Genomic DNA, 21,876 nt, shown 5'->3' with positions numbered 1-21,876 from the left:
CTGAACTATTCAGCATCCTGCCAACCTTCTAAAGTTGCCAAAAGTATGTTAACAAGAGGATGATCCACAATTTCCTTCAATGCCTCAGTTCCACCAGATTTCAACGCCCCAATTACCCGCGCTTTCAAAGTAGGATTACCATCAATTTGCTTGAGTGCTTCTGTTACTGCTATCTGTTTTTCTAGTGGAGTATTAGTAGGGTAAGTCTGCCCCAATTGATTGAGAAGCTGCTGAATGTCTGCTGCGGCTTGGGCAAGGTTCTGCTTTTGTTCAGGGTTGTAGTTGGTAATGTTGCCGCCGATTTGATTTGCGGTTACTGTGTCTGCATTGACTAGACCACCAGCAAATTGAGCGCCTTGTAAGTTAAAACTAGAACTTTTATTACTTACCCTTTGTTGGTTATTTTCACCCTGAACATTATTAATATCGCCATCAACTGAACCACCAACTGAAAAGCCACCGGGATTGTTTGTCATAAAACCTACCTGTTCAACGTTTGAATAAAAGCTAGGACGTTCTAACGCCGTCATCACCATATTTTCTAATCTGCGGATTTGATTATCTTTTTCTGCTAGCAGTAATTTAATCTCTCGCTCCGGCAAACCTTTTATCTGATTATAAGTGTCAAAATATTCTGCGCTCAGTTCAGACTTATCAGCCATCGCTGCTGTTTTTGCACGAAGCAAGAACTTATCTTCGCCTCGCACTTCCATTCCCACAATCCGCAAATCTGCTTCGGGGTGATTCTCAGCTAACTGCTTGAACGAAATGGCGATCGCTCTGGGATCAATCCCTTGGTTATGGTAAAGGTCGAGAGTGTCAAAGATGGGCTTAATGAAATCGCCAAACTCACCATCTGCAAAAACCTCCTGTCTATTGTCCGGCTTGCGGTGAGGGTCTGGATTATCTTTTGTGGGCAGGCGCATATAAACGTACTCACATCTTACTCCGTCAAATTTAGTACTAGTGGTAATGCCCCAGTCCTCAATAAAGGCTCCAGTAAGAGTTGTACTTGTAAAATTGGTTCCGTCAAGCTGTGTCTGTACTAATTTCGCTCTGGATAAATCTGCATCTTGTAGATTGGCTTTGCTTAAATCTGTGCCAATTAAACTGGCATCTGCTAGGTTAGCCCCTTGAAAATATACTCCTCGCAAGTCAAGACGGTCAAAGTTATTGTCTTGTCCATGCCCTGTGACTAGTAATTGACGTACTTCTGCTCTTTGAAGATAAGTTTGACCAGGACGAATATAGTCAAGCATTTTAGCTTTCTGGAAACGAGTACGAATTAAGGTAGCGCCTCGGAAATCAGTACTTTTGAGAGTAGCTCCGGTAAAATCAGCATCAGTCAAGTCTGAATTGCGAAAGCTTGTACCATGTAGAGCAGAAAGTGTGATAACAATATCTTGAATAAATTTATATTTTTCATTTGCGTCCTTATCTATAGCCTTCCATCCTATATATGCACTAGTAAGCGATAAAAAAAAGGTAAAGACAATTACCAATAAATTGACAAATATTGGATCGGTATCAATAGCTTGACTAATAGCAGGAGGACTTGCAGACAAAGCCGCACGATAAAAGTAAAAAATAAAGCTAATAAATCCTATGACAAATCTATATTTTGGTAAAGAATAAGAAATAGCAAAAACAATAGAACAAGCAAAAATACTAAATATAACTAAGGAGATTGAAATAAATGTAATATAAGAAAATGTTTGATGAACACTATCAATTAACATATTTTCTTGTTCAGGAAATATTTTATCTAAAAAAGAAACAAATATTATTAGGCAAGAAAATGATGAAACAGAAATTCCTAAACTAAGTTTAAAACCTTGATAGCCTGCAATGATTAAGAAGATTGAGAGTGTTATTAAGGCAAATTTACCATTATTACAATTGATTGGATGAACTTTATCACATAAAACACCAATTGGATATCCGATAAAACTCAAGAAATATCCAAATAGATACGAGAATAACATTGAGCATATTATCAGTAAAATCATCCACCAATTTGGTATCCCAGCCTTAGCCTCTTTAAAAATAGCTCCCTCAAGAATGATGCCCGTAAAATCTAATCCTCGGATATCTTCTTTACTAAAATCTTCTCCTCTTAAATCCTTTTTTTCTTTGATTTTCTTTCTCTGAATCTCTGTAATCATGTTTTTAAATAATAGATAGCATATATAAAATATTTAGTTTTACTTTTCTACTCAAGAAATAGCTTCTGGAGTAATTAAAACTTTCAAGAAAGTGCCATTCTCCACTTTAGCTAATACAGCACGATAATTATTAGTTTTAATAATAGATGCACCAGTAGAAACAGCCATATTATCAAAACTATTGTTGGAAATCAATTTATCAAAATCATCAGCAACCACAATCGACTCATTATGATTTTGTTCCTTTTGAGTTTGTGATGAGTCATGAAGTAACGATAATGTTGGCCAGATAGTAAAAGCTTCTACACCTAAAGCTAACATAGCTCCTCCAAGTATACTATTTGTTATATTCTGAGTTTTGGCTGTAAGAGATTTAGAATAAATTTGATAAGCTATTAATAACTTAGTATTTATACTTAATTCATTATTTAACTTGGGAATAAAAACTTTCTTGAATCTATCAGGAAATTCTGAGTAATTATTATAATTTGTAATGATTTCAATTGCTCTACCAGCCTTTAAATGATTAGTTAGCTTTGAATAAAACTCATCATTATCAACAAAGTCTAATTTAGTCTTGAACTGGCTTGTATTATTTTTAATATTTACTTTTTCAGATGAAGAAGATATAGTACTTGATATACTTGCTGGGATAAAGTAACCCCAAGAAAATAATAAAACTAAAACTATTATGAATATTCTTTTAATCGCCACGTATAGTATTTGAAATAGTGCTTTCTGTAGTCCAGCTTTAGTATCTTTAAAATTTGCCCCTATCAAGATAGTGTCAGTAAAATTTACACTACAGTTACATACATCGCTAAAGCTAGCACCTTCATGGTTTTGACCTTTGAAGGAGTGACCTCTAAAATTTTGACAGGCAATATCTTGCGGCATGGTTGAGCTGGTCAAATCAAGGTTTTGTGTAGGATATCCCTTGATTATGCAGTTTCATGGACTGTAACGCAATTTTTCTTTAACAATTATTAAATAGTGGTATTTAGTGGATTATGGACTTTCAGTTCAGCACTACTGATGAAAATTTATTTTCAGAGTAGATTAACGGGACTTAAATATTTTTAAGGTAGAAACAAGCCTCAAACTCTTGCATGGTAAGGAAAACACACCAACTACTCAAAAATGGTTGAAACCCAAATATATCAATAAGCCAAGTGAAATGATGTCAACGTCTGTACGTAGATTTAAAACTCTTCTCTGGGTGTTTTTTGTCTAAGTCACAGTAGAGTTACTTGCAAAAGCTGCTTTTACATTCAAATACCACACCAGTTGACCAGAGATGAAAGAGAAAATGCCATTGAGCAAGCACTGATTAATTGGAAGCGCGATCGCCTAAAGGCAGGATGTGCAACACTTGACTAAAGTTTATACTCAGAAGTTGAGTGTTCAGTTACCACTTGTGAAGCTTTCAGAGCAACAGATCAGTAGTGCGATCGCTTGGAGTGAACATTAGAATGGTGTGTTCCTATCAAAAGGTAGGCTGTCATCGTCTTCAAAATTTCGTAAGTCCACCTCCATTTGAGTGCGGCGCTGCACGTAAGTCCTGCTGGAAGCACGTATTCTATTCATCTCTTGCTCACCAAAGTTAATCCCTTGCTCTGCGTATCTGGCAGACACTTGATTATAGTTATCGACTTCCAATTTCTTGCGCCTCTCCATTTCTTCCAGCCATCCTTCGCTGATGCCACTACGGAGTGCTGATTCCACATATTCAGGTCGCAAAGAACCATCTGGACTAAACTGTTGTTTTTCTTCATTGGTGAAGAAGTCGTATGCAGTAAAGATGGGCCAAGGTTCGGGGTCGGTTTCGTCTAAGTGTTTTAGTTGTTCATACTCTTTCTTAAATTTAAGAGCATATTCAACGATATAATCTTCATCAAAATCATCAGAGCGTAATTCTTGAATGTACTCTTCTTTAAAATCACCATTCTGGTTGACTTTCTTTTGATACATATTCAACCAACGCCTTAATCTTGACATATTTAACTCCTGAAAAGTTTTTATACTTAAAATTAATGTATATTTTATGACTTTAGAGTTTAAACATTTTGAGACTCGGTTAAATCAATGGATTCATACTGACAGTGAACAGAAAAATCTTCAGTCAATTTTAACTGAGAAATTAGATAATACTCTACTAGAGTTTTACTTTATCGACAGAGAATTTTCTTTTGGTCATATTGATGAATACAGTAAACCAGAAGATTTACAGAATCATCCAAATGGACATATTCTGTTACTATCCTCGAAAACAAGACTACTTTACGGTTCTTCAGAATGTTTAACAGAAATTGAGAAACTTTGTCCAGATAGGAAAGACCGAGGTGCTTACGGTTCCATCTTTCTAGGTGCTTGTAAAAATGCAGTTTATGAAAATTTGAATATATTAATTGTAGATGATGCTACAGGAGAAAATGGAGTATTTCTTAAAGATAAAGATGCTTTTAAACTAGTAGGAGACTGTTATGGACAGATTGCAACTGATGTTTATGATAAGTTGACTAAACGAGATGAGCAGAAAGATAAAAGTTATCGAGTAATTCAGCATCGTTTCGGCTGGAAAGAAGGAGATGGAGAAGATAAGCAGTATCGGTTTGGAAAAGGAACTTTACGCCCTCATGATTTGGAAAAATTATCTTGGAGCAAAGGTACACCTAAAATTGACCTGATAATCCCAATATCTAGTTTCAAAGGCACAGACAAAGATAATCCTAAAGGGGCTAGTAAACCCCAAATCAAACCTGGACTGTATCAACAGAAAATCTGGTTAGGCGAGAAGTCACAATCAGAGCGAGGTCATACAGCAATATCTCAACTGCTGGCATCATTCCCCCAAGGGATTAAGGATTTTGCTGAGGAGTTAGAGGCTCAAGCTCAAAAACTAGCCGAAACTCAGAACGATCCCAGGAAAGTCGCTCAACTTTACTGCGATAAGTACGAGAAGCGCAAAGAATCATTAAAGCAAGCAAAAGCTAATACAGAACAAGAAATTACTCAACAGCAAACACCTTTTGTTACAGACTTCAAAGCAGAAAATGATTTAGAAGATGAGGAGTTTACTGAAGACGATACCAAAAAAGATTTATTAATGTATAAACTCATTAAAGCAGACTTAGTTAGTGGACACAATCAACTTTTAGAAACTGAAAAGGTCAAGCAAGAGTTAAGTAGATTTGTTCAAAAAGAATGGAGAGATATTGCGCTGGGAAGAACTCTAACTTTTGACCGAGCCATGATCATTCCATCTAAGGAATTGAAGAATGGAGAAATATGTGTACCTTGGATGAATGATGGGGACAAGGTACTTAACTTTCGCTCACCATTTCTAAACTCAAATGGTCTGTGCGTATCATTAAATAAATATGTTGATGACAGGTTAGCACCAGACGGTCAAAATTTAGAAGGCATAATTGTAGTCAATGACGAAGACCACAAGCGCATACAAGCCAGAATTACAGAGTTAGAAACGCAAGGTATTGATGTTGATGAAGTTGACCCAGCCGAAACCGAATCAGAACGCCAAGCACGAGATTTTGACGGTGACTGCATTGGTGTGGCAAGAGCTAGCTTATATCCCAATTTAACAGCAGAGGCAGAGCGAAGGAATCTTCCCCAAAACGCCTATTCACCCACGGTTAAGCTCAAAAAACAGTCATTTTATGATCCCAGCGATGGAAGCCAGCCCCCTTTTGAAAAAATCGCTATTCACATGAGCGATAGTATCAGCGTAGGCATAATCAACAATCAAGTGACAGCACTGGAGGCATTAGAATCAGAAATTGAGGTACTAAAGACTTACGGTACTTTTGAGCAGAAATCAAATTATCTAGACCAAGTTTCTAACCATTACGAAACCCTGTTTGAGCAAGAACGCCAGAAAGATCCAAAGTTAATTCGAGAAGAATACAAGCCTTATATGCAAGGGGTTGTTGAACTTGCTCATTCTCAAAGAACTCCCAAAATTATCCAGCAAGCAATGGACATTAACCGTCAAATGTACCGGAGCATGATTGAAGAGGGATGTTATCAAAACCAAATAGCGGTTGATTTATTCAAAAGTGCTAAAAAACCTGAGATGGATAAAATCAGGGAAAACAACCGCTACTTGTATCGTGATGTTAACTATATTAAAGATAAAAAGTCGCGTTCAGTTTATTTAAACACAGGTATAACACCAAAGGGCTACTCACCAGTAGAATTATTAATTAGCCAAACCAATAAATATTTCCAAGAATCGCAGTTAGAATCGCGTCCCATCGTCCAGTTTAAAGACTTGTTCAAAGGAGTAGAATTTACACCACAGCAAAAATTTGCAGCGATCGCCGCCAAGTACGAGTTTGATCTGAAGTTCAACGCTGCGGTACGTATGGAGCGACGGCGGGAAACCGAGAAAGGGCCATCCGCAATCATCCAAACTCCACAGTCTTGCCAACTCGAAATTACTAATCTCACCCATTACGAACATCCTCTGATTTGGAAAGCCCAAACGTTGAACATTCGCCTAGACGAAATACCAGAGAAATGGCGAACTAAAGAACGCCCCCACAAATTACTAGCAGTTGCACAAATCAATGGTGAGATTGGGGAGGATGGAAAACCCGCTTACCGGAACCTGGGGACAGTTAGCCAACAATCTGTGACTGACCACAACTTCAAATCGGGGATGACCATGCAGGGAGCTAAACTCCTAGAACTAAAACCAGAACTTACTAGAAGCCAAACTAAATTACTGTTCGACAAGGCACAGGAGACGGCTCTCGCATTTTACGCTTCTATCCCAGAGTCAGAAAAACTTGCATCTGCTGCCGCCGCTTGGAGCATCTGTGCATCTCGCCAGGATGAACTTGAAGTTGCAAGAAAAGAAAACGCAAACCCCCAGGCGATCGCTAAAAAAGTTTCCAATTTCGCCTTCGCTGCTTTCCCCAATGAAATTATCTCCCGCCTGGAGCAACTGCAATTTAGCGAACCGAAGTTAGTCACACTTAATAATGAAGCAAATCAATTTTTGGGCAGAAAGTGGAACCCAGACGAAAAACACCCCATAGAAATCAGAGCCTCTCATCACCCACCGGGGCATGAACGCCACGTTTCCAGACTAATGTTTGTCCAGGATGCTGACGGCGAATATAAGGAATTCGCCATGCTTGAAACCAGAACCGCACAGCTTCCTATTGGTACGAAAGCACAAGCCAGTATGGTTGGGGTAGAACCTGCTACTGCCAAAGCAACTATTGGGCTGCCAGGATTTGAGCCGGTTGAAATTACTATCCGCGAACTTAAAAACTTCTCTTACACAGGACTTGTTTTTAACGCCGAACCGGTCAACTTAGAATTTGGCACTGTGCCGATGACTGACAAAACAGTAAAAATCAAAATTGATGCTTTGACTTTGGGTGAGTTAGACAGTGATTCTGTCCAGCAGTTAAAACAAGTTGATTACTTAAAAAATGGTAATCCCCTAAAATTAAAGCTCACGTCAATCTCCGAAACTGGAGATCAAGCTTTTGTGCTGGGTGAGTCTCCCAATGGGAACCTCCTCAAAATCAATAAAATTAACTTTTATGATTTTTCTGGTCAGACATTTAATGATCAAGATTACCGAAAACTGACTCTCGAAACCTCAGCTTCTAAAACTAGAGATGCTGTGTTTTTGAATGGTGAACCCTTGGGGGTATTACATTTCAAGAAAGACAAAGACGCGCTCAGACAACTTGGGCTACTCAAAACCGGACAACTGACACCTGCGCCCGCTATTATTCAAAGTAATTTCTCTGTTATTTGCGCTCAAATTGACCCTAATACCGTTGAATATCCTACTATTTGGACGAAGGAATTTCTTATCTTTGGGACTCAATCGGTTAACCCTCAACAACTGTATATGATTGATAGTAGTGCAAAAATTCTACATCATATTAAAGAGCGTCCAACTTTCTTATTTTCTACCCAAGAAAACAAAAAACTTGGAGTCATGGGCTTGGCTGTTGACAACCAGAAAGCTGAGACTGTAACTAAATGGTTAACTGCTCAAAAAGTTGAATGCAAACAAGTACCAACAGAAGATGTTATCAGGGAAACTAAGAAAGGTCTAGCAGTATTTCACTTAGTCAGCAGTTCAATTCCTCCTAAAACTTTGGATAATATGACCAAGAAATTTGGGTCACTTATTGAAACGGATAGTGAGTATCAACAAAGAGTTAATTCCCTCGCCACACGACCGCAGTTTTTAAAACCTCCATCTCAATCAGCACAATCCCCGCCTCAACAAAGCGCTCAACTCCACCCAAACCAAGAGGTTCAAAATGTCATCCCTCCTGTCATCAAAGGTAAACCAATTCCCATGAACTACCCTCTAAAGATGCATGGTGAGCCGAACCCACTACCTGTAAATACTTGCATTGATGCCATGCGCGGATACGGCAGAACTCACACTACTAGAGCTTATGAGCCTTACAAACAGTATGGATTTAAGGAAGGCGATATTGCTCTGGCGACAGGTATTGATAAGCAAGTCGCCTTTCGAGTCGGTAAGCAGTATCAAATCACACCTGATATGATTGCTGACCCTGTTTATCAACAGCAATGGGCTGGTATGGAAAAGCACTCACCCAAAGCATTACCAGAATTATTCACGGGCAAAGGGCAGGTCTGGGGGCTACATCTTGAACCCTTGGGGGATTATATGGAGGGTTTTATAGTCCCGTTTCCTGAACCAAAAAATAGAGCCGTACCCAACCAAGAAGTTCAACCTCAATCAGTCACTATTGATGACTTGAGAAATTGGTACAATGCCGCCGATAAGTTAGGGAAGTCAGAAAATTACAAAAAACGCATTATTCAGGTGGCAAATGGGTTTAAATCTGGTGAGCAATTATCAGCCCAAGCCTTGACAGTAATGAATAAAGATACATCTGAGCTTGAAGCCATTAGTCGGCTGACTCAAATTGCTCAAAGGATTGGCATGGTTTGGGGTAAGCCTAATGAAAATGGTACTCAAGTTTTGGGAAAAATTTATGACTTGGCTTTCAATACCCAGCAGAGGGATTTAACTATTTCGCAGAAAAATGGAGAGGTAATTTTAAACTTGCAATCGGGTCAGGTGCAGACTAATAAACTAACTCCACAGATATTGCAAACTTTTGAGGATGCGAATAGTCAGATAGATAAAATTTTAGCGCAAAATAAAAGTCAAGGACTAGAAATACACAGATAAATTAACTTAGTCGGTCAAAGATCCGAGTTGATGAATATTTCAGCAATTATAAATCACAATAGAAAATATATGGTGAAATTAATGGAAGAGATTGATGTAGAACAAGGGCAACTGTGGTATGAAAAAGGATTGGAACATCTCAAATCAGGAAACTTATCTGGAGTAATGGAGTGCTTCAGAAATGCACTTTATTTTTATCCTAATTTTGCGGAAGTTCACAATACTATAGGGATGATTCAGTTTCAAATTGAAAAATATGAGAATGCGATTCAACTTTTCGATAACGCATTAGCAATGAATCCTAACTTTGCTGAAGCTTATAATAATCGGGGACTAGCTCGATCAAAAATCTGTCATAAATCAGAATTCCCCAAGGTGATTGAAGATTACACTAAAGCCATCGCCCTGAATCCAAATTTAGTCCAAGCTTATTTAAATCGGGCTGATACGTATAAAAATCTAACTGGTGATAATCCAGCAGCTATCTTAGATTACAATCAAGTGATTTTACTTGACCCAAACTGTTTATCAGCCTATATAAATAGGGCGAATATTTATTTTTTATGTGGGGAATTAGAAAGTTCACTCTCTGATTTAGAAAAGGCATTATCTTTGGATGCTGCCAAAAGCAGAAGCATACTGTGGACGAGGGACAGTCAGATTTCATCTGGGCGATATTGAGGGTGCTAAAAAAGATTTGTTTAAAGCTTTTGGTTTGTACGAGGCGCGAGGAAATATGATTTACTGTGCTTTTACTAGAAGTTTGATTATAGACCTTTTTCGAGATTATGAAGTTTATAAGGATTTGCTTGGGGTTGAAAGTAGGATAGCCAAATCGAAAAAATAGCCACTTTTGTCAAGTGGCTATAAATTTCATCTCAGAATTTCAATCACAGCCGCCAGAATAGATGCAGCTTTGTCGTTAGCCGGAATGAATACTCGCTTTTTCCACTGAATTATTTCAGTAAAACATCCCACAGTCACAAATCTGTCAGCTAACGATAAAGCATTGACTAATTCAATACGGCGCTCATTTGCAATAGTAGAACAACGCAAAGTTACACCTCCGGGTAATTGCTCTGAATACCGCTCATTCAGTACCAAATAAACTAATTCTTCTGGAGAAAGCAGCTTATTTTTCATACCCAATTGTTCGGCAACAGTACGAATATCTTGAGCATCAACCACTCGCCCCAGAATTTTCTCCCCATTGCTGGTTTGCAATCGAAATACTCGATTGTTTTTGTTTGGTAGGGTTTTCCAAATAGGCAGAAGAATGCCAGTTACAAGATGAATATAATCAGTTGTAAACTTAGGCAATTCTTGAACTTCTTTAGACCAAGTTGCGACGAACTCGTTTACTGAAACTTCCCTCCATTGAGAGGCTTGTAACTTTTCTTGAGGTAGGCGCATTTCTTTTTGTGGTTGTACCAACAAAACCCTTGGTACAACTCCACCTTCAGCATCAAAGATGCTGTGTGTGGGAATGCAGACAGCCGCCTTATTAGACTTATCATTTACCATTAGCCGTCCCCGGTAGTTTGTCGCTAAATCCACCGCTTCAATACCAGTTTTAATGTCAGCCTTTTGAACTCGTTCGATTTTCAAGTAATTGGTAGTACTAGCACTAACCGGATGAGTATAAACAGTCTCTGTGCTAACAACCGTAAAGCGTTCTGCTCGAAGTATTTCTACCCCGACCTCAAAAATCCCCTGAGCGATCGCTGTTTCAATCTGCTGACTCAACAGCAACTCGAACCTCTCAAAAATGATATTCTGCATCCCAATTCTCAAAGCCAGCAGGCGATTGAGGAACTGTCGCAACGGTGGGAGGTCGATTTTCATACCGCCTTCTTCTGAAGTCAGAGATAACCCCGTCATTTCCTCAAATTTTCTTAAAGGCACTTCGTAAAATCGACCTTGGAATATCTGCTTGAATAACTCATACAGTGCGTACTCTGCGTATTGGGATTCTAGGTTATCTTTGGTGTCGAATATTCCATTGCCCCCAGTTTGGCGCTGCCCACGAGTCAATGCACCCAAACTGTCCAGCCGTCTAGCAATCGTAGAGATAAAGCGGCGTTCACCTCTGACATTAGTAGTCACTGGTCTAAACACTGGTGCAGAAGCTTGATTCGTCCGATGCGATCGCCCAAGCCCCTGAATTGCGTTATCTGCTCTCCAGCCGGCTTCAAGTAAGTAGTGCGATCGCCGTTTCCGGTTGACGGCGTTCAAATCTGCATGGTAGCTACGACCTGTGCCGCCAGCGTCAGAGAAGATAAGGATTTGCTTTTGGTCAGACATAAATGCGGTGGTTTCAGCAATATTCGCGCCACCACCGCGTGAATCGACAAACAAACGCCCAGCTTCGTCTTTCAGTACCCTTTTGCTTCGTCCTGTAACTTCAGCTATTTGTTTATGACCGAAGTGCCACAGCAATTGTTCTAATGCGCCAGGGATAGGGTCAAGACTAGCAAGTTTATCTACCAGTGCCGAACGCAATCCAAGTGCAGCTTGAGAAATAACGGGCGAACCATCGGCATTAAAAGTCGGTTCGGAACGTTCTTCCCCGTCTTCACCTGAATGTATCTCATGGAGATGAATTGGAAAAGCGCTCATCAAATAATCCATGAGATATTCCCGTGGAGTCAGGTCAAGATTCAAGTCCTTCCATTCAAGGGGCGAAACCTCATTAAGTCGGCGTTTCAATAGTTCCTCATTTGTAGAAACTATCTGGACTACAACAGCATGACCTTGGGTGATGTCTTGCTCAATGGCTTTAATCAGTTTTGGGCATTTCATCCCGGTCAGCAAATGATTGAAGAATCGTTGCTTATGCGACTCGAACAGAGACATCGCAGACATTTTCGCAGCACGGTTATAAGTCTTTGAGCCACAGATATTGCAAGCTTCTAATGCTTTATGAAGGTTATTGTGGATAATTTGGAAAGCTTCGGAGTAACTGTCATAGATTCTTTCCTGAGTAGGAGTAAGTTCAATTTCGAGAGTTTGGTATTCTACGCCCTCAAAACTGAGACTCCGCGCCAGATACAGTCCCAAAGCCTTGAGATCCCTGGCTACCACTTCCATCGCAGCAATGCCACCAACTTCAATGGATTCCACGAAATCTTCACGGGAGGTAAATGGGAAGTCGCCAGTCTGCCAAAGCCCCAGACGATTCGCATAAGATAAGTTTGAGACTTTGGTCGCTCCGGTGGCTGACACGTAGATAACCCGTGCAAGAGGTAGTGCATTTTGTAGCCGTAACCCAACAATACCTTGCATTGATGCTTTGACCATACCCAGCTTACCTTCAAGTGCCATCGCGTTACCCATCGCGTGGCATTCATCGAAGGCGATCGCTCCTGAAAACTCAATGCCAGCCCACTCAATGATTTGTTTGAGTCGGCTTTTACCACCCTTCTGGGATCTTAAGGTAGAATATGTAGCAAAGAGAACACCTTGCGAAAAGGGGATTGGATCACCAAGTTTGATATTGCCGAGGTCGATAATGTCGTTTTCGCTACCACCCAAGGCACACCAATCACGTCGGGCATCTTCTATCAAAGCAGAGCTTTTGGAAATCCAGATGGCTTTCTTGCGTCCTTGACACCAGTTATCGAGAATGATGCCTGCTACTTGCCGACCTTTTCCCGAACCTGTGCCATCCCCAAGAAACCAGCCTTTTCTATACCTAAGTGCCTTCTCCTCATTGTTTGCCGCGACTGTCACGTTGTCGAGTGAATCATCCACCAAGTAGGAACCGGACAAAAGTTCAGAGTGTGCCTGACCTGCGTAAATAACGCTTTCAAGTTGTGCTTCGGACAACAAACCTTGTGTAACGATATGTTGAGGAAGATATGGTTTATATGTGGGAGCGGGAGGTGAAACGAGTGCTAGGGCTGAACTTTCGCACAACAGGGATGGATGGGGTAAAGCATCCTTGATTATCAAACGTTGTGGTCGGTAACTTTCGTAGAGGGCATCTTTCAATCCCTCCGAACCATTCCACTCCACAAGCTCATAATTTAGAACTACCACATCTAAAAGTTCTGAAACTGGTTCTGGTTGTGCGATTACAATCCGTTTTGGTAATGTAACAACTTTCCTGGTATGGGCTTGAACAGTGCCAGTAGAATGATGCCACGGCTCGCGCTGTGGAAGTTGCTCAATTAAATGAAGGATTTCGCCAAGTTCTAATGTCTGATGTATGCAAGGAATGTCACTGGAGTCAGCCGGAACTTTATCAATTACGGTAATCCGGGTGTCCATCTGCGTCCCGTGCTTGGAGTACACTTTCCCGTTGACTCCCACTGATAGCACTACTTGCGCTGTCTCTTGTATCTTGGTAAAGGCTTGCTGCCAGTCAAGGTTTTGCGGTGGGTGAAAACCAATTTGCAGTCAGCGTCACTAACCGCCCACCCGGAACCAACCTCTGTAATGCCGCATTGACGTGACGGGCTGTAGCTTCACTGTTGCGATTGCTTATATTTGGAGATGCCGAGAAGGGTGGATTCATCAGCACCACAGAGGGCTTTGTCTGCCCTGCAAGATAATCATTGATCTGCTCGGCATTAAACTGGAATAGTGGAACACCGGGGAATAAGCGCCGCAGGATTTTTCTTCTGTCTTCTGCCAGTTCGTTCAGCATGAGGCTGGCATTTCTCAATTTGGCGAATTGTGCAAGTATCCCGGTTCCAGCAGATGGTTCAAGGACAAGATCGTTACTGCTGATTTGTCCCGCCAACGCTATCAAGTAGGCTAATGGCAATGGAGTTGAGAACTGCTGAAGTTTTAGTTGCTCCTCGCTGCGGCGGGTATGTGTGGGGCAAAGTGATTCCAGTTGTTGCAATTGCTCTAAGGGATTTTCTGACAGCCCCTTTTGCCGCAAGTATAAGATTAATGCAACCTCTACAGATTCGTATCCGTCCTTCCACTGCCACTTCCCCTGTGCCGCTGTGCCGTTGAAGTAACGATTCATCTGGGTAGAAACAGTTTTTGTGGAGATAGGACGATTTTCAATTAATAATTTAACAAGTTCTTGGGCAACGTTCACAACAGATTGCCCGTAGTCCAGAACTGTTTGCAGGTCGAAGAGACATCCTTGTGTAGCGATTAGGCTGACCATGACTGTATAAGGAATTGATTTTCACAAAAAATTGGCGTAGCCGCTTGTTGCTACGCCAATGCAAATTGAGCTTTATTGATTGCGAGTTGGAATTTATTTTTTCTCTTCAGAAGCAATCGCAGTCCTATTGGTGCGTTCGCCCTTAGCGTTGGCACAGCCATCGCTCTTTCTGATAAACCAAGCTGTGGATTATGCCACGGACTTCTTGCCAGAGTCAGAACGAAGAGGAGTCGCGGCTTTGTTGGTAGGTTTGCTGGATTTCTTGGTTGTAGTGGATTTTGGTTTGGCGGTGGATTTCCTGGTTGCCCTAGCTTTTGGTTGTCCTCCTGTTGCTGGTGGTAGCAGCCTTAGTGAAGAGAATTGGAGTATAACTGGTTGAGTTTCGGTAGAACTGTTGTGAGGCTCTAGCTCTAATGTCCAGGGGTCAGAAATTTTCTCAAACTGTGATGTAACGAAGGGGATTTGTTGAGGTTTGACTTCTAGTTTTTCAGTGTTAGATAGTGGCTCAAATTGAGTTGCTGTTATTGCGGATTCGGAACTGGAATTGAATTGTGCAATTGTAATAGCTGGTAATGGCACAACATAAAGTCTGTCAATAAAATCGAAAATCATCAGAGCAACAAAGCTCATCACAATAACTTCAATAGCTTGGGTAAGTGTTGATTGAATATCCATTGTATTTCTCCGAAATTTTTGTAATGTTCACAAAAGTTACGCGAAGCGTTACCAGCCTCGTAACCAAGTGCCAGACGCATACAAGAAGTTTCAAAAAGGAATATCTTCAAAGAAATTCATGGGTTGACTGAAGCTTGAAAGGGTGCTTAAGTCTCGGACTATTCTATAGTTTTCTGGATGCCAACAAGTATCACTTAAATGTTTTATTTAGCCATTGTTCAAGTTTATTTTGTAGCTCTGAATCGTTCTGAATAAACTCTTTTTCTTCACTTGCCCAAACTCTTGTAATCGCGTCAGAGACAGCTTTCAAAATGGAGCCTTCTAATTGTTTTGGATTCATTTGGATTATCAGTTCAATAATTTTCGCTCTCTTTCTCGCAAAGCGATTGCCTCGGCGTGGGCGCTTGAGGAATCGTACAGAAACTTGTGTAGAATACAAAGCAACACACGGGTAAAACAACTGCCAATGCTCGATTACGTCAGTGCAGGAATCGCGTTTTACATTACAATGCTTCCCGTACAAGAGTGGATATTGGAATTCCGCCTTGGTTATCTTGGTCGCTACTGGAGCCTGATAAGTGTTGCTGGCTTATTAATTGGCTTTTTGCTCTGTGCGCTGATATTTGTGCCACTGATTATCAACATGACACTAGATCCGTTCAGATATCCAGATCATGTTGTCATGAGTGCGATCGCTGCTGTCATCTTTGGTGCAATACTTTGGCTGGGACAGTGGCTGGTACTGCGACAGACTGAGATCACACCCAGAATTTTTGCGCTCATCAACACAGTAGTTGGAATTTTTGTCTTCTCTGTGCTGGTGTGGCTGAATCAAAAAAGTTTGGAGTTGAGTGGTGGCCCTATTCAAGGCTGGAAAACTGGACTGATCTTTTTAGTCGGTGGTACAGTTACCGGAGCCGCGACGGGCAAGGCTTTGGATTTCTACTGTTGGCGAATCGAGCAGCGATTAATCAGAATTGAGAGGGAGAGGGTAGAGCAAGAAACCCAGGAACAAGAAAGGCTGAAGCGAGAAAAGTTTGAGAAGGCAAAGTTAGAGCAAGAAGCAATAGAGGCGGAGATTGCCGAAAGGAAAAGAATACAGAGGGAAGCGGCTCAAGAAGAAGAACGTTTGTGGTACGAACAACACGGGAAAGACTATGCTGATTACGCAGATTATGAGGAAGAAGATGAAGAGGACGATTAAATTCGAGTTCATTACGAATAATCAAAATATATCTAGAGTGCCTGAAAAATAATTGCTAGGGAAAATAAGAATTTCATCCTGATATGTAATAAGCGGAAAAATCCTATGTATGCTAGTATTACTTCATTCAAAAACAGTTGCAATATTGCAAATTCATGTGTTTTTCTATGTCTTTCGAGAGATTGTATCAAATACTTAATTATTGGTAGTTATTAAGTGTTGATTCAAGCTTTCAAATTTATTTTATATACATAAGGTAGTAAGCGGTTTCTGCGGAAATGCCCATTAAGAGGTTCTTTTATCCTATCCCTGCATTTCGCTGAAACATCCACATGGTAAAGCTTATAAGCCTTGGAGTTTAATAATATGTTAATCCTTTTACGGTAAGCAAGCTATGACTTATTCAAACACGGTTGATTTAAACCTCTTGGGTTGGTACTTAGACACGAACCCTTCGACTTTGTTAGGCTACTGGACTAACTCTGGAGATATAGTTACTGTCAATACCACTGATGTTTCTGGTATCCAGGTTCTCTCAGGTGTCACCGTTAATACATTAGGGGGTAATGACACAATCACTGGCACAGGTGGTGTCTTCGGAATCCAAATCTTCAACGACGCTACCATCAATACTGGCACTGGAAACGACACACTCATTGGCACAGGTGGTGTCTTCGGAATCCAAATCCTCAACGACGCTACCATCAATACTGGCACTGGAAACGACACACTCATTGGCATCAACACCATCGGCAGCGGCGGTACTGGTCTCGGCATAGGTATCAGAAACTTTGGCAGTATTGATGGTGGCAGAGGCAAAGACTCTATCACTGGCATCGGCATTGGCAATATTAATGGTGGTATCGGCATAGGTATAAGCAATAGCGGCAGTATTGATGGTGGTAGCGGTAATGACTCCATTACTGGCACTGGCACTGGCGGCAGTGGCAACACCCGCAACAGCACTGCTATGGCCAACGGCATCAGCAACAGTGGCACTATTAATACAGGAAACGGAGACGATACTATCTCTGGCACTGGTAATGGCAGCAATAGCACCGATACCAAGGGCGGTGCGGGGACTGGCATCAGCAACAGTGGCACTATTGATGCAGGAAACGGAGACGATACTATCTCTGGCACTGGTACTGGCGGCAGTGGCACCAACGGCGGGTCAGGCGGGACGGGGACTGGCATCAGCAACAGTGGCACTATTGATGCAGGAAACGGAGACGATACTATCTCTGGCACTGGTACTGGCGGCAGTGGCACCAACGGCGGGTCAGGCGGGACGGGGACTGGCATCAGCAACAGTGGCACTATTGATGCAGGAAACGGAGACGATACTATCTCTGGCACTGGTACTGGCATTGACGACTCACGCGGCATCGATAACAGCGGCACTATAAATACTGGTGCTGGTAACGACACTATCACTGCCACTGGTAGTAATGAGGTAGCCATATTAAACACAGGCGGAGGCACTATCAATACTGGCAATGGCAACGACAAAATCACTGGTACTGGTAACGGCGGTATCCTCAACAACATCAATTCCAGCATCAATACTGCTGCTGGAGACGACAAAATCACTGGTACAAGCAGCACCAACATTAGCAATGGCACAGCTACCACTGGAATCTCTAACAGCGGCACCATCGATACTGGTACTGGCGATGACTGGATCACTGGCAGTGGAGGCAGTGACATTGGCATCTTTAACTTCCGCACCATTAATACTGGTGATGGTAACGACATTATTACTGGTATCGGCAGCACTGGCATCGCCAATGTTATCGACAGCAGTGGCATCAGCGGCACCATCAATACTGGTGCTGGTAACGATATTATTACTGGTATTAGCTTAGTAACAACACAACCCGGCATCAGCAATGACGGCACTATCGATACTGGTGCTGGCGACGACATTATTGATGCTCTCACTGGTGGCTTTGGTAATCAGAATCAGAATGACAGTAGCATTTACCTTCTCGGAACGGGCAACGACATCATCAAAGGATTTGGGACTGGACGCTTTGATGGGGGCAATGGCAACGATAAGCTGCTCTTTGGCTCTGGAACCTACACTGTCTCAGGTAGCGCCAATAGCAATGGCTTCTATACAGTAAACAATGGAACGACAGATATGTTCGTAAAGAATTTCGAGTTTATTGGTAGTGCCAGTAATCCTGCTGCCGCTTTCTGTTTCTCTAGTGTTATTGGCGAAACTCTTATGGTGTAGCTGTGGATATTACAGATACCCTAAATTTTCACGGTGAGTTCTCAAACAACCAAACAATGTAACTTTTTCTACAAACTGATTCTCAATAGTTATAGATTAATGAAAATACCTAACTGAAAATCAGGGTTTGGGAAAATGATCATTCTTATCAAGACCTTTGCCAAAATAAGAGCCTAGATCAATTTCGGCAAAACTGGCAAAATTAAGCATACATAAGCGTTTTGATGGAAAGGTAGTTTTAAATCTTCATGCTTGTGGTGGTTAGTGATAATTTGCTTTGAGTCACTGTCAAGTCAACAAGATCATAACAGTTTAAGGGCAACCTCTAAAGCTTTATCTTATCTACACTTACCTAACAAACGTTTGTGGTACGAACAACACGGGAAAGACTATGCAGATTATGCAGATTATGAAGAGGAGGAAGATGAGGATGAATAACTTTGTGCTGACATGAACGACCGCGATCGCTGATGACTTAGCTCTCGCATCGCCTTGTACAGTGTGGCTCAGTAGTGCATTTTCAGCTTTAACCTCTTCCAGTCTTTCAGATATGATTAAAATGGGTTGTAAATAAAAATAAAATATTATCTAGAACGGCAAAACTAACTGAAGAGGTGAGACTAAAGGCTTAATTACGTATGCGTCTTAGAAAATATCAAACGAGTTTACTATGCTTCTAACCTACCTCTAGCAAGTTTTACCGCTCTAGCTTATTTCTGTTTGCAGGTTGCGGTAAGTTCTACATTGTAGAAAGTCCCAGGTTTGGGATTAATTGAACGCAACTGCTGGATAAAAGCATTAAATGTTGTATTGCTTGTGCCGAAGCCAGCTTCAGCACAAGCAGATAAACCTCCTTCGATGGGAATAGATCCGGTACTGGGACTATATACAATGAATTTATCAACAGTGCCAGTGCCAACCCCAAACCCAATAATCTGACGAACTGTTCTCAAAGCTCCATTATCTAATGCACCACCAATACTGCCAATACTGATATTAACCGCACGACTTTCAGCGACAGCGGGCGCACTAATCGACAATACTGCCCCGACAATCATCAAACAGGTGAACTTCAACATTATCCTCTCCTCCAAAAAATTGAAAAACTAATAATTAGGTTTCGACATCGATGAAGTACATTACAGACGCAAGCTATGTAAGCTTTTCAGACACGCTTGTGTGTGTAAACTACAAAATCTCTGATTCTGAACTTTTGAGGATTACTTCAGCATTACGTCTTTTCTTTTCTGAAGAATGTTAATTTCTTAAAATTTCTTTATAAAATCGTGTTTGCAGACAGACCTCTAGCTGTCTAATCAGTATTTAAGGGTTGAGATTTAAGCACAGTTAGAACTCAAGGCGTGGACATCTTCAATTTTGACGGAACAACACAAAGCGTTGCGTTACCCAACTTTCTCACGCCATCCACTCAGTCCACTGCGGCGCATCTGTCACCAATTGAGCAAATCTGTCTGGGCTAGCATCCTCGAATTCCAACATCACACCACAGCGCTCATCACTGGTTAGGGTACTAAGTAATTCTTTCACAGCATCAACCCCGCATTCCACCCGCTCAATCGCCAGTCGAGCATAATATTTAACTTTATCCCACCAAGAATCACTGAGTTCTGCCTCTGTGTCCATACCCCCCCCAATTATTATCTCCATCTTCATTAATGGGGGGTGTGGACGGCGGGTTAATCCCATATTGAGATTGCATCCTAGCTTTATGTGCCGCCTGAAGCTCAAGTGATTCTTGCCGCTTCCGTTCCTTCTCCTCCCTCTGCCGTTGACGATACTCCAGAACCTTCTGGATAAACTCGACATCAAGAGTATTGAGCCGATAATACCTAACCCTCTGCCCATCCTCCATCGGTCGCCGCGATTCAGTGGACAAACCAAGTTGTGAAAGATACTGCCCCAAAATCCACATCGGAGACTCCGATAAGGGGATGGTCAGATTGAGAATCCCCTTAACATGAGATGCATTGCGTTTTGAAAACTCAGCCAAAGCCTGAATCATCGCTTCGTCGCCTTTAATCTCAACCCCAGCCATCAGATCCACCAGCACAGCCCTGAGTCCCAGCCGATGACGCATTAACCACGCGGTAGAATGATTGCTCCAGTCAGTGCAAATGGCTAATCGCTCCCGTTCCGATTTATCGCGTTCGGCAACAATAGCCGGCGGTGGAATAAACTCGCGCCCCTGGTCATCAGTGACCATTTCCCCAGGTGCGGCCAATATCGCTTCAAGTGCGACAATCTTTTTAATTAACCGCCCCCCGTCATCTTGCTCAACCAGTTCCGGGGTTACGCTCATGCCATAAGTGTCTTGTATGCGAAACTTCTCACACTCCAGCACCTCCTCTGGCTTGAGATAATCCTGATGCTGCCTGCTGTTGTAAGTCCTTCTGTCAATATCTTTGGCGTTAGCAACTTTACGGTAATGTTCCTCATCAATGGCAATACCCGCCGCTTTCATCCACCGCGAAGTACTTTCATCATCAGCGTTGCCCAAAGGAATAATTGTATTGCCCATTTCCTCCAGAAGCGATCGCAAATCAGCCCGAAGATTATTGATCGACCAATTGCGCTGTGCTTCAATTTGGCAAGAGGTATCCAATGCCCAATCCTTCTCTGCACCACGTTTGCCCGTTTCTCGGTTAATGCGGATGAGAAAGGCAGTCATTTCATTCTTCTGGAGAATCTTTTCCTTAATGCGACGGGCATTGGTTTCGGCGTAACCAAATGGAGGACGAGGAGCAACCCAAACGTACATGGGGACATCTGGACGATACCGCCATAATTGCTGGGCGCATTCTGTAGCCGACTGCGAGACAGCATGAAACACGCCAAACACGGCATCAAAATGATAGCTGGAAATGTCAACCCCTGAACTGAGACTGGGAGTAATTAAAAAAGCGTCGATATCTTTAATAGCAATGTTAATCTCTCGGATAAAGATGACATTCTCCTCACTGCCACTGTTCTCGGAATGAATAGCCCACACCCTTAACTTGCGGTCTTCGGCTGATTCCGGTGTTTCGTCGTTATCATCAATTGCTGAACCATCATTGAGCGCTCGTTCCAACTTTTTGACAAACCGCTTGCTATCGCTGGCCATCATCAACTTTTTACCCAGCATCAACTGAGCGTGGAACTCAGCAACGATCGCGCTGCTGTTTTTACCTTCGTACCAATAGACTTGACGACCACCAGAGCGGTATTCATTTT

14 protein-coding genes and 1 pseudogene are annotated in these 21,876 nt (G+C 41.8%); 5 read left to right on the top strand and 10 right to left on the bottom strand.

Annotated elements, in window-relative coordinates:
• Positions 1 to 5: 5 nt before the first annotated feature.
• From HWQ36_RS21865 to HWQ36_RS21855, 3 genes are all read right to left on the bottom strand, one after another.
• Positions 6 to 2,165 carry a pentapeptide repeat-containing protein gene (locus HWQ36_RS21865; protein WP_292706425.1) on the bottom strand — a complete coding sequence of 720 codons (2,160 nt, stop codon included), beginning with the start codon at positions 2,163 to 2,165 and terminating at the stop codon, positions 6 to 8.
• Positions 2,166 to 2,216: 51 nt separating this feature from the next.
• Positions 2,217 to 3,062 (bottom strand): hypothetical protein, encoded by an 846-nt coding sequence (locus tag HWQ36_RS21860; RefSeq protein ID WP_292706423.1) that lies wholly within the window; start codon positions 3,060 to 3,062, stop codon positions 2,217 to 2,219.
• A 570-nt stretch (positions 3,063 to 3,632) separates the two neighbouring features.
• Positions 3,633 to 4,163, bottom strand: a complete 531-nt coding sequence (locus HWQ36_RS21855; protein ID WP_292706421.1) for a hypothetical protein — start codon at positions 4,161 to 4,163, stop codon at positions 3,633 to 3,635.
• Positions 4,164 to 4,209: 46 nt separating this feature from the next.
• Between HWQ36_RS21855 and HWQ36_RS21850 the strand changes: the two genes are divergently transcribed.
• Positions 4,210 to 9,393, top strand: coding sequence for a hypothetical protein (locus tag HWQ36_RS21850; RefSeq protein WP_292706419.1), 5,184 nt, complete (start codon positions 4,210 to 4,212; stop codon positions 9,391 to 9,393).
• A gap of 30 nt (positions 9,394 to 9,423) precedes the next feature.
• Complete coding sequence (locus HWQ36_RS21845) at positions 9,424 to 10,074, top strand: tetratricopeptide repeat protein (protein WP_292706417.1); 651 nt, start codon at positions 9,424 to 9,426, stop codon at positions 10,072 to 10,074.
• 192 nt (positions 10,075 to 10,266) lie between these two features.
• Here the strand turns inward: HWQ36_RS21845 and HWQ36_RS21840 are convergent, their stop codons facing one another.
• The 4 genes from HWQ36_RS21840 to HWQ36_RS21825 all read right to left on the bottom strand — a co-directional run bounded on the left by HWQ36_RS21840 (position 10,267) and on the right by HWQ36_RS21825 (position 15,536).
• Positions 10,267 to 13,665 (bottom strand): strawberry notch family protein, encoded by a 3,399-nt coding sequence (locus tag HWQ36_RS21840; protein WP_292706415.1) that lies wholly within the window; start codon positions 13,663 to 13,665, stop codon positions 10,267 to 10,269.
• Between the two features lie 94 nt (positions 13,666 to 13,759).
• On the bottom strand, positions 13,760 to 14,521 hold the full coding sequence (locus tag HWQ36_RS21835; protein ID WP_292706413.1) for a hypothetical protein: 762 nt from the start codon (positions 14,519 to 14,521) through the stop codon (positions 13,760 to 13,762).
• A gap of 189 nt (positions 14,522 to 14,710) precedes the next feature.
• Positions 14,711 to 15,196: a hypothetical protein gene (locus HWQ36_RS21830; protein ID WP_292706411.1), complete on the bottom strand. Its 486-nt coding sequence runs from the start codon at positions 15,194 to 15,196 to the stop codon at positions 14,711 to 14,713.
• Between the two features lie 190 nt (positions 15,197 to 15,386).
• Positions 15,387 to 15,536 (bottom strand): hypothetical protein, encoded by a 150-nt coding sequence (locus HWQ36_RS21825; protein WP_292706409.1) that lies wholly within the window; start codon positions 15,534 to 15,536, stop codon positions 15,387 to 15,389.
• A 126-nt stretch (positions 15,537 to 15,662) separates the two neighbouring features.
• Here HWQ36_RS21825 and HWQ36_RS21820 point away from each other — a divergent pair, with 126 nt between their 5' ends.
• The 3 genes from HWQ36_RS21820 (at position 15,663) to HWQ36_RS21810 (ending at position 19,080) form a co-directional block, all read left to right on the top strand.
• The gene (locus HWQ36_RS21820; protein ID WP_292706407.1) at positions 15,663 to 16,400 is read left to right on the top strand and encodes a hypothetical protein; all 738 of its coding nucleotides are present in this window, start codon (positions 15,663 to 15,665) and stop codon (positions 16,398 to 16,400) included.
• A 394-nt stretch (positions 16,401 to 16,794) separates the two neighbouring features.
• Positions 16,795 to 18,642 (top strand): calcium-binding protein, encoded by a 1,848-nt coding sequence (locus HWQ36_RS21815; protein ID WP_292706405.1) that lies wholly within the window; start codon positions 16,795 to 16,797, stop codon positions 18,640 to 18,642.
• Positions 18,643 to 18,906: 264 nt separating this feature from the next.
• The gene (locus HWQ36_RS21810) at positions 18,907 to 19,080 is read left to right on the top strand and encodes a hypothetical protein (protein WP_292706403.1); all 174 of its coding nucleotides are present in this window, start codon (positions 18,907 to 18,909) and stop codon (positions 19,078 to 19,080) included.
• A 272-nt stretch (positions 19,081 to 19,352) separates the two neighbouring features.
• Here the strand turns inward: HWQ36_RS21810 and HWQ36_RS21805 are convergent, their stop codons facing one another.
• From HWQ36_RS21805 to HWQ36_RS21795, 3 genes and pseudogenes are all read right to left on the bottom strand, one after another.
• Entirely contained in the window at positions 19,353 to 19,721 is a 369-nt protein-coding gene (locus tag HWQ36_RS21805) for a hypothetical protein (protein ID WP_292706402.1), read from the bottom strand.
• 337 nt (positions 19,722 to 20,058) lie between these two features.
• Positions 20,059 to 20,286 carry a hypothetical protein gene (locus HWQ36_RS21800; protein ID WP_292706401.1) on the bottom strand — a complete coding sequence of 76 codons (228 nt, stop codon included), beginning with the start codon at positions 20,284 to 20,286 and terminating at the stop codon, positions 20,059 to 20,061.
• A pseudogene (locus tag HWQ36_RS21795) lies at positions 20,261 to 21,876 on the bottom strand (bifunctional DNA primase/helicase); the annotation flags it as partial. The pseudogene HWQ36_RS21795 and the gene HWQ36_RS21800, both read right to left, overlap by 26 nt.

The sequence above is a fragment of the Nostoc sp. NMS2 genome (genome assembly GCF_017115105.1).
GTDB lineage: Bacteria > Cyanobacteriota > Cyanobacteriia > Cyanobacteriales > Nostocaceae > Nostoc.
Note: the sequence above shows the minus strand (reverse complement) of the source record. Positions and strands in the feature narration are given on the sequence as shown.

Excerpts from the sequence above, each read along its gene's own strand:
- HWQ36_RS21865 (WP_292706425.1), bottom strand. The coding sequence starts at position 2,165 with ATGATTACAGAGATTCAGAGAAAGAAAATCAAAGAAAAAAAGGATTTA.
- HWQ36_RS21860 (WP_292706423.1), bottom strand. The coding sequence starts at position 3,062 with ATGCCGCAAGATATTGCCTGTCAAAATTTTAGAGGTCACTCCTTCAAA.
- HWQ36_RS21855 (WP_292706421.1), bottom strand. The coding sequence starts at position 4,163 with ATGTCAAGATTAAGGCGTTGGTTGAATATGTATCAAAAGAAAGTCAAC.
- HWQ36_RS21850 (WP_292706419.1), top strand. The coding sequence starts at position 4,210 with ATGACTTTAGAGTTTAAACATTTTGAGACTCGGTTAAATCAATGGATT.
- HWQ36_RS21845 (WP_292706417.1), top strand. The coding sequence starts at position 9,424 with ATGAATATTTCAGCAATTATAAATCACAATAGAAAATATATGGTGAAA.
- HWQ36_RS21840 (WP_292706415.1), bottom strand. The coding sequence starts at position 13,665 with ATGGACACCCGGATTACCGTAATTGATAAAGTTCCGGCTGACTCCAGT.
- HWQ36_RS21835 (WP_292706413.1), bottom strand. The coding sequence starts at position 14,521 with ATGGTCAGCCTAATCGCTACACAAGGATGTCTCTTCGACCTGCAAACA.
- HWQ36_RS21830 (WP_292706411.1), bottom strand. The coding sequence starts at position 15,196 with ATGGATATTCAATCAACACTTACCCAAGCTATTGAAGTTATTGTGATG.
- HWQ36_RS21825 (WP_292706409.1), bottom strand. The coding sequence starts at position 15,536 with ATGAATCCAAAACAATTAGAAGGCTCCATTTTGAAAGCTGTCTCTGAC.
- HWQ36_RS21820 (WP_292706407.1), top strand. The coding sequence starts at position 15,663 with ATGCTCGATTACGTCAGTGCAGGAATCGCGTTTTACATTACAATGCTT.
- HWQ36_RS21815 (WP_292706405.1), top strand. The coding sequence starts at position 16,795 with ATGACTTATTCAAACACGGTTGATTTAAACCTCTTGGGTTGGTACTTA.
- HWQ36_RS21805 (WP_292706402.1), bottom strand. The coding sequence starts at position 19,721 with ATGTTGAAGTTCACCTGTTTGATGATTGTCGGGGCAGTATTGTCGATT.
- HWQ36_RS21800 (WP_292706401.1), bottom strand. The coding sequence starts at position 20,286 with ATGGACACAGAGGCAGAACTCAGTGATTCTTGGTGGGATAAAGTTAAA.